The 11,869-nt window shown below is 44.5% G+C and carries 6 protein-coding genes, 1 tRNA gene and 1 rRNA gene; 6 read left to right on the forward strand and 2 right to left on the reverse strand.

The window, feature by feature from the left end:
• Positions 1–5 precede the first annotated feature (5 nt).
• From rrf to MVI27_RS05510, 3 genes are all read left to right on the forward strand, one after another.
• Positions 6–114 (forward strand): 5S ribosomal RNA (rrf, locus tag MVI27_RS05500).
• Between the two features lie 288 nt (positions 115–402).
• On the forward strand, positions 403–3,459 hold the full coding sequence (locus MVI27_RS05505) for a DNA polymerase III subunit alpha (protein WP_246959807.1): 3,057 nt from the start codon (positions 403–405) through the stop codon (positions 3,457–3,459).
• 85 nt (positions 3,460–3,544) lie between these two features.
• Positions 3,545–4,555: a M28 family metallopeptidase gene (locus MVI27_RS05510; RefSeq protein ID WP_246959808.1), complete on the forward strand. Its 1,011-nt coding sequence runs from the start codon at positions 3,545–3,547 to the stop codon at positions 4,553–4,555.
• A gap of 56 nt (positions 4,556–4,611) precedes the next feature.
• On the opposite strand, the gene MVI27_RS05515 is transcribed toward MVI27_RS05510, so the two are convergent.
• Positions 4,612–4,683, reverse strand: a tRNA-Arg gene (locus tag MVI27_RS05515).
• Between the two features lie 145 nt (positions 4,684–4,828).
• The gene (gene uvrA / locus MVI27_RS05520) at positions 4,829–7,612 is read right to left on the reverse strand and encodes an excinuclease ABC subunit UvrA (protein ID WP_246959809.1); all 2,784 of its coding nucleotides are present in this window, start codon (positions 7,610–7,612) and stop codon (positions 4,829–4,831) included.
• Positions 7,613–7,982: 370 nt separating this feature from the next.
• On the opposite strand from uvrA, the gene MVI27_RS05525 reads away from it, so the two are divergent.
• From MVI27_RS05525 to dnaN, 3 genes are all read left to right on the forward strand, one after another.
• Positions 7,983–9,800 (forward strand): TonB-dependent receptor plug domain-containing protein, encoded by a 1,818-nt coding sequence (locus tag MVI27_RS05525; RefSeq protein ID WP_246959810.1) that lies wholly within the window; start codon positions 7,983–7,985, stop codon positions 9,798–9,800.
• 35 nt (positions 9,801–9,835) lie between these two features.
• On the forward strand, positions 9,836–10,531 hold the full coding sequence (locus tag MVI27_RS05530) for a DUF2490 domain-containing protein (protein ID WP_246959811.1): 696 nt from the start codon (positions 9,836–9,838) through the stop codon (positions 10,529–10,531).
• Between the two features lie 100 nt (positions 10,532–10,631).
• Positions 10,632–11,762, forward strand: coding sequence for a DNA polymerase III subunit beta (gene dnaN / locus MVI27_RS05535; protein WP_246959812.1), 1,131 nt, complete (start codon positions 10,632–10,634; stop codon positions 11,760–11,762).
• Positions 11,763–11,869: the final 107 nt, after the last annotated feature.

Raw genomic sequence — 11,869 nt, forward strand, 5'->3', positions numbered from 1 at the left:
ACCTTTAGGGTGGTTTTAGCAGAGGGGCTCACCTGTTCCCATTCCGAACACAGAAGTTAAGCCCTCTAGCGCCGATGGTACTGCGAATAGCGGGAGAGTAGGTCGCCGCCAGTCTTTTTAAAAGCTCATCAATCTTTTTTGATGAGCTTTTTTTGGTTTAAAGCTTAAGCAATATAAACAGGCTAAACTATCATGAACGTTTATACAATTGCTCACTAGAACATTTTCTGTCGGTTCCTTCTTTTTCAACTTTTTCATACAATTGTTTCCCGGAAAATCAAATGATCGAGGTTCGCTTTTTATAAGTTCATTTCTGTAGATTTGTGCCGTACGTTGTTCGCGTTGAATTAATTTAGTTCCTGGGATAGAATGTTTACGTCGCTTTGAGCAAATCCTCCGGTAATGTATTTGAACTGCCATACTTTTCACAGCCTTCGTTACGGTACACTTTCCATCGAGGAACTTGTGGAACAGGCTGCTGCACTTAAGGTACGTGAACTCGCACTCACTGATATTAATACCATCACCGGTATTTATGAGTTTTATAAACTTTGTAAATTACATCAGATTCATCCGATCGCAGGTGCCGATATCAGGTCCGGCACTGAACAGCACTTCATCGCTCTGGCTAAATCAACTGCAGGCCTGGCAGAAATCAACCGTTTTATTACTGATGTCAATTGCAATGAGTTCATCATTCCTGCGCAGCCGAATTTTGAGAGTGTGGCATTGATTTATCCGCTTTCGAAAGCGCCTGATATGCTGCGGGATTACGAATACATCGGTGTTTGTCCCGAAGAAGTTAACTTGCTTATTCAAAAGAAATGGAAAAGCCTGCTCCATAAAATGCTGGTGTTGCAGCCGGTTACTTTTGCTACTAAGCAGGAATATAATCTGCATCGTATTCTGCGCGCAATTGAACACAATACCTTAATTTCAAAATTAGAAAAAGAGCATGTTTGCGGCGCCAGCGAAATTATGCGGCCGATGGTGGATGTACTTAAACCTTTTAAGAATTATCCGCAAATTATAGAAAACACAGAACGGCTTGTCAGATCTTGTCAGTTTACTTTTGATTTTTCAACCCCAAAAAACAAAAAGTTTTATACCAGTTCAGCGGAGGAAGATTTTCAATTGCTGCAGAAACTTGCGTTTGAAGGATTAAAAAACCGCTACGGTGGGCATCATACTGAAGCTGAAGAAAGAACGGCAAAAGAACTTCGGGTTATTCGTGAACTGGATTTTTGCGGCTATTTTCTGATCACTTGGGACATCGTCCAGTACAGCAAGAAGCGTGGATTTATGCATGTGGGCCGGGGAAGTGGCGCCAACAGTATTGTAAGTTATTGTTTAGGGATTACAGAAATCTGTCCGCTGGAACTTGATTTATATTTCGAACGCTTTCTGAATTTAAACCGTAAAAATCCGCCGGATTTTGACCTGGACTGGAGCTGGCAGCAGCGCGATGAAATCCTGCAGTACATCTTCGACAGGTACGGGAAAGATCATGTTGCCTTTTGTGGGACCAACGTGGAATTTAAATATCGCTCTATCTTCCGGGAAGTGGGGAAAGCATTTGGTTTGCCGAAAGCAGAACTGGATGCCTTGGCGAAAAACCCGCTTGATCTGCATGATGACAACCGCATTGTGAAACTCGTGCAGAAATACGGCAAGATGCTGGAAAAATTTCCCAACCAGCGCAGCATGCACTCCTGTGGCATTTTGATTTCCGAAGAACCGATTACCAATTATACCGCACTGGAGATGCCGCCAAAAGGTTTTCCGATTGTGCAGTTTGATATGTACACCGCTGAAGATATTGGTTTCGAAAAGTTTGATATCCTCTCGCAGCGCGGTCTGGGAACTATTGATGATGCCGTAAAACTCATTAAGCGGAACCGGGGAATCGACATTGATATCAGCCGTACCGCTGATTTTAAAACAGATAAAAAATGTAACCAATACTTAAGCATAGGAAAAACCATCGGCTGCTTTTATATTGAAAGTCCTGCCATGCGTGGCTTACTGCGCCGCCTGAAATGTGAAGATTACCGTACGCTGGTAGCCGCCTCTTCCATCATACGGCCCGGTGTGGCCCAGAGCGGCATGATGCGCGAGTATATTTTCCGGCACAATAATCCCGATCAGTTCGAATATTTTCATCCAGTGTTCGAGGAACAGCTCGGCGAAACGTATGGGATTATGGTCTATCAGGAAGATGTTATTAAAATTGCCCTGCACTATGGTGGTGTATCTGCTGAAGATGGCGATGTCCTCCGGCGTGCCATGAGTGGGAAAACCCGTTCGGTGAAGAAGCTGCAGGAAGTGCGCGATAACTTTTTCCGGTCCAGTGCCGAAAAAGGTCATCCCGAAGAACTATCACGCGAAGTGTACCGCCAAATCGAGTCTTTTGCGGGATATTCTTTCTGCAAAGCACATTCTGCGTCCTACGCGGTGGAAAGTTATCAGAGCCTACATCTGAAAGTGTATTTCCCCATTGAATTTATGGTAGCAGCCATCAACAATGGCGGCGGCTTTTACCGGACAGAAGTATATGTGCACGAATGCCGGATGGCGGGTGGCAAAATTCATAATCCTTGTATTAATAATAGTATTTATGAAACTACGGTGTACCGCGACGATGTTTATCTGGGCTTAATGCATATCGAAAAACTGGAAACTAAATTAGCCAAAGAGATTGTAGAAGAACGTATTTTGCACGGGCCTTATCGCTCTCTGGAAGATTTTCTTAAACGAATCTCGATAGGCATTGAAACATTACAGACATTGATATTTATTGGTGCGTTGCGCTTTACCGGTCTGCAGAAAAACGAACTGCTGATTCAGGCGCGCGTATCATTAAATCACTTTAAACCGGAACAACGTTTACCGTCTTTCTTTGAAACACCTGTGCAAGCGTATCAATTGCCGAAACTTGCGCGTGATCGGTTTGAGGATGCTTTTGATGAGATTGAAATTTTGGGCTTTCCGGTGTCCTGCAGTCCTTTTGATTTATTGCAGACGCGCTTTCGCGGTCGAGTGATGGCTGCCGACCTTCCGCAGTATCATAAACAAGAAGTTAAAATGCTGGCCTACCTGATTTCGCGGAAGCATGTGCCCACTAAAAAAGGAACCATGTTTTTCGGAACCTGGATTGATGTGAACGGCGATTATTTCGATACTGCTCATTTCCCGGATAACCTGCAGAAGTATCCTTTTCAGGGCGGCGGCTGTTACCTGCTGCTGGGACAAGTGGAAGTGGATTTTCATTTCCCGACCATCACAATTTTAAAAATGGCCAGAATGCCGTTTATCCCGGATCCAAGATATGCCGATGACGACAAACGTTTTGAAACCCAACGCAAAATTGTGGAAGACGTGAGCATGACCCAGCGCAAACCCTACCCGCAGGAGCACGAAATCGGTCTGCCGCGTTTACGAATGACGCCTAAGAAGTAACATTCTAACCTTTGCCGCGACATACAGGAAAGCTGGCAGAAGATTAAATTTCTGCTATATTTAAACCACCAAAAAATAGAACCGTATGAAGCAATCAAAATTTCTGATTCTGCCCCTGGCGTTTGCTCTGCTCCAAAGCTGCGCAGCCAATCTTTCTTATGAAGGCTCGGCCTTTAAAAAATCCTATAATTCCATTACTGCAGATGAGCTGAAAACGCATCTGTACATTGTAGCGTCTGACGAAATGGAAGGGCGCGATACCGGTACAGAAGGCCAGAAAAAGGCAGGACGTTACCTGATTGACCAGTATAAAAAAATCGGAGTTTCCCATCCGAAACAGGTGTCATCATATTATCAGCCGGTACCCAGTGAGGCTATGAACAGCCGCCGCGCGAAACTGCCGGATTCAGAAAATATTCTTGCTTATATCGAAGGAACCGAAAAGCCGGAAGAGCTTATTGTAATTTCTGCACATTATGACCATATCGGGATGTCTAAGGGGCAAATCTACAATGGTGCTGATGACGATGGCAGTGGAACCGTTGCTTTGCTGGAAATCGCAGAAGCATTTCAGATGGCGAAAAATAAAGGCAACGGGCCGAAGCGTTCAGTCCTGTTTCTGCACGTAACCGGTGAAGAGCACGGACTTATTGGTTCAAAATATTATACCGACCATCCTGTTTTTCCGCTGAAAAATACCGTAGCTAACCTCAATATCGATATGATTGGCCGCTGCGATGCGCCCAACTGTGGCAAAGACTACGTGTATGTGATCGGCTCCGAAATGCTGAGTTCGGAATTAAAGAAAATCAGCGAACGCGCAAATACGACGACCACCAACATGGAATTGAATTATAAATACGATGATCCGAATGACAAGGACCGCCTGTATTACCGTTCTGACCATTATAACTTTGCCAAAAACAATATTCCGGTGATTTTCTATTTTGATGGAATTCATGAAGATTACCACAAACCGAGTGACACGCCGGACAAAATCGATTATCAATCCCTGCAAAAAAGAACCCAGCTGATTTTTGCCACGGCCTGGGAACTGGCCAACCGCAAGGACAGAATTGTAGTTGACAAAAAGTAATTCTGACGGATAAAAGAAAAGAGAAGGCTGGAGGGCTTTCTCTTTTTTGTTTTTTGTAGCTTCACCGGGAATCGAACCCGGATCTAAAGTTTAGGAAACTCTTGTTCTATCCGTTGAACTATGAAGCTGGCCAAACAAAGATACAGGTTTCGCGAAAAAGATTTTTTAAAAACTGATCACTGCTTTCCGGCGTTTGCTGATGGATACAAAATGACCTTGCTAATCCTGATGCTAAAAAAATCCGCATCTTCCGATGCGGACTCTTACAGTAATTTATAATTTTTCGGCCACATACTTGGCCGTTTGTGATTCTTTGCTTTTGGCCAGTTCTTCCGGCGTACCGGCGAATACAACGTCGCCACCGTTTTTCCCGGCACCCGGTCCGATATCGATAATATAATCAGCCGTTTTAATAATATCCGGCTGGTGTTCAATCACCAGGACTGAATGTCCCAACTCAATCAAAGCCTGAAATGAAGATAGTAGCTTATTAATATCATGGAAGTGCAGTCCTGTTGAAGGTTCATCAAACACAAATAATGTTTTATCGGTCGTCACGCCTTTCACCAGGAAAGAGGCCAGTTTCACACGCTGAGCTTCCCCGCCGGAAAGGGTAGAGGAACTTTGCCCCAATTGAAGATAGCCCAGCCCCACGTCCTGCAACGGTTTCAGTTTTGTTACAATTTTGTCCTGTTCGTTATCAGTAAAAAACGCGATGGCTTCATCTACCGTCATATGAAGAATTTCCGAGATGTTCTTTTCATCATAGCGGATTTCCAGCACTTCTTTTTTAAAACGCGTTCCGTGGCAAACTTCGCATTCCAGCTCAATGTCAGCCATAAACTGCATCGAAACGGTAATCACGCCTTCACCCTTGCATTCGTCGCAGCGGCCGCCGTCCACGTTGAACGAAAAATGTTTCGGCAGCAAACCGTTCATTTTCGCCACTTTCTGTTTGCTAAACAAATCGCGTATATCGTCGTATGCTTTAAGATACGTTACCGGATTGGAGCGTGAAGATTTACCAATCGGATTCTGGTCAATAAGTTCAATGTTTTTTACCAGCTTTTTCGGGAACTCTACTGAATCGTAGTCTCCTTTTTTGCCGCCCAAGCCCAGCTGAATCTGGATATCATTACTGACAATCTCTTTCATTAAGGTAGATTTACCGCTACCCGAAACTCCGGTAATCACCGCCAGGCATTCCAGGGGAATATCCACCGATACATTTTTGAGATTATTCTGGCGCGCACCTTTTACTTTAATCCATTCTTTCGGACGGCGCCGCTGGGATGGCACTGCGATTTCCAATCGGCCGGTAAGATATTTTGAGGTCAGCGTATCAGCTTCTTCCAGTTCCTGAAAGTTTCCCGAAAAAACGAGGTCACCGCCCAGATACCCGGCTTCCGGCCCGATATCAATGATATAATCCGCTGCTTTCATCACATCTTCATCATGCTCCACCACAATAACTGTATTTCCAAGATCCCGCAGATTCTGCAGTACTTCAATCAGATTTTCTGTATCACGGGAATGCAATCCGATGGAAGGTTCATCCAGAATGTAAATGGAACCAACCAGCGAACTTCCGAGCGACGTGGCCAGGTTAATCCGCTGGCTTTCTCCGCCGGATAAGGTATTGGAGGTCCGGTTGATCGTCAAATATCCCAAACCTACTTTATCCAGAAAAGTCAGTCGCGTGGTGATTTCATACAGCAGACGTTTTGCAATTTTCGCATCGTGCTCGTTGAGTTTCAGCGATTGCATCAAAGGCAGAAACTCATCCAGCGGCAGTTCGATCATCGACTGGATATTGTGCCCGTCAATTTTCACCCATTGTGTTTCTTCACGCAAACGCAGACCTTCGCAAGTCGGGCAAAGTGTTTTTCCGCGATAGCGCGAAATCATCACACGATACTGGATTTTATACAGGTTTTCCTCCAGCATCTTAAAAAAGTTATTGATGCACGGGAAACTGCCGCTGCCGTCCCCTTTCCACAGATAGGTTTTCTGCTCTTTCGTTAATTCAAAATAGGGTTTATGAACAGGGAAGTCTTTTGCTTTTTTAATGAAATTACGCTTCCACTCGCTCATGCTTTCGCCTTTCCAGCACGCCACCGCATCTTCGTAAACAGACAGGTTTTTATTGGGAATAACAAGGTCCTCGTCGATACCGATAACTTTGCCGTAACCCTCGCACTCAGGGCAGGCACCGTACGGATTATTAAAGCTAAAGAAATGAACGTTCGGTTCCATAAAGGCAATACCATCCAGCTCGAATTTATTGGAAAACTCATGTATTTCTGCCGTTTCAGTATTCTTCAGCGAACAGTAGCCGCGACCTTCGTAGAAAGCCATTTGGATCGAATCTGCAAGTCTCTGCAGGAAGTGTTCATCATCCTCGTAACTAAACCGGTCGATTACCAAATGAATGTCCATGTCCGCTTCGGGTACAAACCCAAATGCTTCCAGATCTTCAATCCCGGCCACATTACCATTCACCTCCAATCTTGTGAAACCACTTAATTTTAAAGTATTGAGTTGTTCCTTAAAACGGTCCACCTCAAAATGAAGCGGCGCGCGCAACAGGAAGGTCTGCTGCTGATGTTCTTTGATGAAATTAATAACATCCGTCACGGAATCTTTCCGCACTTCACCCCCGGAAACCGGTGAATAGGTCCGGCCAACACGTGCGAAAAGCAGTTTCAGATAATCATATACCTCGGTAGATGTACCAACCGTTGAACGCGGATTAGACGAAATCACTTTCTGCTGAATGGCAATGGAAGGAGCCAGCCCCTTGATGTCATCCACCTTTGGTTTTTCAAGTTTGCCCAGGAACTGACGGGCATAGGCACTCAGGCTTTCCACATACCGGCGCTGTCCTTCGGCATAAATGGTATCAAATGCAAGTGATGACTTTCCGCTTCCCGAGACCCCCGTGATTACCACGAGTTTGTTTTTCGGAATCAGTACATCGATGTGTTTCAGGTTGTTAAGATGTGCATTTTTAATGAACAGCTCTTTTTTAATATCTATATTTTCAGGTGAAATCATTCTTATTTTTAAAGCCTACAAATTTACGGATTTTAATGCAGAAAGGCTTCCGCAGTACTTGGTGGTTTCAGTTATTTTAACAATATTTGTGATACACTTTAATACCGCAATCATGAGGAAGATTTTGAACGATCTGATTGCACATTTGATGAAATTAAGATAAGTCCGCACCAGCGGAAAGAGTGCAGCACCAATGTGTTGCACTTTTTGTTTTTAGGTTTTGTGTATTTTCAGGTAAATTGTTTCTCTTACTGTACAATTCTTAAATATATTTGCACCGTCAAAAAGGCTGTAAACCTTTTCAATAAAGGGTTTGCGATGAACTTATGTGATATTTAAAAGTAATTGATAACGGAGATTCGTTAAATTTATGAAAAAGATAATTGTACCCTGTTTTTTGTTATGCACTGTTTTGTCAGTTTCCGGTCAGACCCGCGAATCGGACGTGGAAGAAGTTACGGTTACCGGAAAGTTTCTGCATCTGCCGGTACGCCAGGTGAATGAGAACATCACGGTAGTAACCCGCGAAGAAATTCAGAGTTCACCTGCGCAAAGCATTGAAGAACTACTTTCTGAATTTACGGGCTTTGATATTCAGCGCCGCGGCGGAAACGGGGTACAGGCAGATATCACGCTCCGCGGCAGCAGTTTCGAACAGGTTCTGATTTTAATGAACGGGGTGCGGATGAATGATTCCCAGACCGGCCACAATTCCATGAGCCTGCCTTTTGATTTGTCTGCAGTAGAAAGAGTGGAAATTATAAAAGGACCGGCCGCCCGCCGTTTTGGTCAAAATGCGTATGCCGGCGTTATCAATGTAATCACCAAACCATCTTCTTCAAACGAAGTACAGATTTCCGGTTCCGGTGGTGATTTTGAATCCTGGTCGCTGGCAGGACAGGCCAGAGTGGGAACGGATTCTTTTTCGCATCTGATCCAGGCTTCGGGCAGTGCCTCGCAGGGCTATCGCTATAATACCGACTACACCATTCATAATATTTACTATCAAAATCAATTAAGAACCGCTACCGGTACCCTTTCATTTCAGGCCGGAATGCAGGGGAAGAAATTTGGGGCCAACGGTTTCTATTCTTCGCCAAAAGCGTCTGAACAATATGAGGAAACACAGGCTTCGATCGTAAACGTCGGCTGGCGGCAACCATTTGGTAAAGCAAATTTTAATGCACAGGTCAACTGGCGTCGTGGTCAGGATATGTACCTGTTCAATCGTGCCAAGCCGGAAATTTACCGGAATATGCACATTGGAAATAATATCGGGGCAGAAGCCAATATTTCTTTGCCGTGGAAATTGGGAACCACTGGTTTCGGGACGGAACTTCGAAAGGAGTTTTTGGCGAGCAATAATCTCGGTCACCGCGAACGTTTCCTCACACAGTTGTTCGCGGAGCATCATTTCTCTTTTCTGAACGACCGCTTGCAGGTGTCGCCGGGTATTTCCTGGGCAAACTATGATGAGGCCGGAAGTTTTTTTTATCCGGGAATGGATGTCGGATTTACCTTTAAAAATCATCACAAAATTTACGGTAACATCGCCAAAGTACACCGGATTCCCACTTTTACCGATTTGTATTACGTGAGCAAAACCGAAAAAGGCAACCCGGATTTACAGCCGGAAAACGCTTTATCTGCAGAACTTGGCTATCGTTTCCAGCTGTCAGCCTTTACGCTTAAAGCAAGCGTATTTGCACGCGATACAGAAAACGCCATTGACTGGCTCAAAGAGAAAGAGGAGGAAATCTGGCGTGCGGATAATATTGGCGATTTGCGCTCGCGCGGTGCCGAAGCAGAAGCAGGATGGAGTGGGAGTGGTTTTATTAAAAACTTCACAGTAGGATATACTTTCCTCGATAGTAAGGTGAAACAGCCGCCGGTTGGATACTCTCGATATATTTTAGAAAACCTGAAACATCAGCTTAACAGCCGCCTGGAAACTCGCTGGACCAGAAATCTGACCTCACAACTGGTGTATAAATACAATGAAAGGGTGACTACAGGCAGTTATCATTTGCTGGACGCAAAAATAAACTTGAATCTGGCGCGTTTGAATGTATATGCGCTGGCCAATAACATTACGAACACCGCCTATACGGAAACCTTCGCAGTGCCCATGCCCGGTCGCTGGTTCCATCTCGGTTTTACTTATAAAATAAATCTGAACGAAAACTGATTTTTTAGTATTTTGCACGGTTAAGCATCAGATGTATGAAAAAAATAAGTTCAGTAATAATGCTGCTGTGCTGTGCGGTGGTTGTTTCAGCGCAGGAACATCTTTCGGGGTATAATGTGATTAATATAAATTATCAGTTCCTGCCGAAATGGTTTGTGTACACCGAAGGCCAGGTACGCAGCAACGAGGATTTTTCTTATCCGGATTATTATGAAATCAAAGGCGGACTGGGTTATGAGCTGGCAGATAATCACAAACCGCTAATCGGGATCGGGCGCTACGGCAGCTACGAAAACCACCGGCTGGAAAAAGAAGAATTTCGTGTCTGGCTGCAGGATGTTTATGAATTAAGTGCCGGCAGATTTGAATTTGAAAATAGAGTACGCGCGGAAAAAAGCTGGTTTTATGAACCACAATCCGGCGAGAAGAGCGACCGTGTCCGCTTCCGGTATCGTTTAAATGTTTCTGTGCCAGTAAACCGCGAAAAAGTAGTACCGGGGACGATTTCCGCCAATGCATATAATGAAGTATTTTTTGTGGCAGAGGCACATCCGGGGCTTGCGCGCAACCGTGTCTTTGGCGGGCTAAGTTATCAGATTGATAAAGCCATCTCGCTAAGCAGCGGCTACTTATGGCAGAGAGAGTTTTCCGTGAGTGGAAATGAGAATCTGCATTTTCTCTATCTAGCGCTTTCCCTTAAACTCAAAAGCAAATCTGCGGAAAAAAAATAAACAGCAGGTAATAGCCGCGAACACCTTTATTTGTCGGTAAATCTGTTGTGTTTTCCGGTGTTTAATTATATATTTGTGAAATTAATAATAATTTGTTTGTATGAAATTTATTGTTTCCAGTAGCGAATTACAAAAAGCCCTGCAAACGGTGAGCGGAGTTATTTCCAACTCACAGTCGCGGCCGATTTTGGAAAATTTCCTCTTCGAGATAGAAAAAGATGTACTGAAGGTAACTGCCTCTGACGGGGAAACCACGTTGGTAACGTCGCTCGAAGTGCGCTCTGATGCCGAAGGAAAAATCGCGGTTCCTGCGAAAATCTTTCAGGACTTCGTGAAAACGTACGGTGAACAGCCGCTCACGCTTTCTGTGAAAGATGCGGAAGACGGACACGGAAAACTGCTGGAAATTCTGGATGAAAAAGACAATTTTGCCGTGGCACTGGATCACGCTGAAGACTACCCTGAAATCCCGGAGTTCGATGCGGCCCAAAAAGTAACGCTGCCTGCCGGAATACTGTCTGAAGCACTGAGCAATACCTTGTTTGCAACAAGCAACGACTCCCTGCGTCCGGTAATGACGGGTGTACTTTTCCAGTTTAAAGAAGATGAAACCAATTTCGTTTCTACAGACTCGCACAGGCTCGTCGTGTACAAACGGACCGACCTTTCCAATCCGGAGCCGGTAGAATTTATTATGCCGAAAAAGCCGCTATCAATTTTCAAGAATATCCTTTCGTCGTCAGAAGAAAATGTAACGATTGAGTTCAATGAAAATATGGCGAAATTCACTTTTGGAAACAACGTCTGGATTTGCCGCCTGATTGATGGTAAGTACCCGAACTACGCAGCGGTTATCCCGAAAGAAAATCCGAACATGCTGACGATCAACCGCGCGTTGCTTTTAAGCTCTATTCGCCGTGCTTCCATCATGTCCAACAAATCCACAAACCAGGTTCGTTTCCGCTTATCGGGGAATATTCTGCACCTGCACGCGGAGGACACTGAGTTTGCCAACAAGGCAGATATGCAGATTCCCTGTGACTACAATGGAGAAGACATTAACATCGGCTTCAGTTCCAAGTTCCTGACCGAGATGCTGTCCGTTCTATCTGCCGATGACATTACCATGAAAATGTCACAGCCCAACCGTCCGGGAATTATCGAGCCGGTAGATGGCCTCGAAGATCAGGAACAACTGCTGATGCTTTCCATGCCGGTGATCGGAATGTAATATTTGTTTTAAAAGTATAGAATTGAGTTTCATTTTTATGGAACTCAATTTTTTTTTACCCGCTGTAATCACGATATTTGCAGGCTTAACAGTATTTTGCTGTTAAA

The sequence above is a fragment of the Chryseobacterium salipaludis genome, from assembly GCF_022968825.1.
Taxonomy (GTDB): domain Bacteria; phylum Bacteroidota; class Bacteroidia; order Flavobacteriales; family Weeksellaceae; genus Kaistella; species Kaistella salipaludis.

Bases quoted from the DNA above. Each gene is read 5' to 3' on its own strand.
- dnaN (WP_246959812.1), top strand. From the start codon at position 10,632: ATGAAATTTATTGTTTCCAGTAGCGAATTACAAAAAGCCCTGCAAACG.
- MVI27_RS05505 (WP_246959807.1), top strand. From the start codon at position 403: ATGTATTTGAACTGCCATACTTTTCACAGCCTTCGTTACGGTACACTT.
- uvrA (WP_246959809.1), bottom strand. From the start codon at position 7,612: ATGATTTCACCTGAAAATATAGATATTAAAAAAGAGCTGTTCATTAAA.
- MVI27_RS05530 (WP_246959811.1), top strand. From the start codon at position 9,836: ATGAAAAAAATAAGTTCAGTAATAATGCTGCTGTGCTGTGCGGTGGTT.
- MVI27_RS05510 (WP_246959808.1), top strand. From the start codon at position 3,545: ATGAAGCAATCAAAATTTCTGATTCTGCCCCTGGCGTTTGCTCTGCTC.
- MVI27_RS05525 (WP_246959810.1), top strand. From the start codon at position 7,983: ATGAAAAAGATAATTGTACCCTGTTTTTTGTTATGCACTGTTTTGTCA.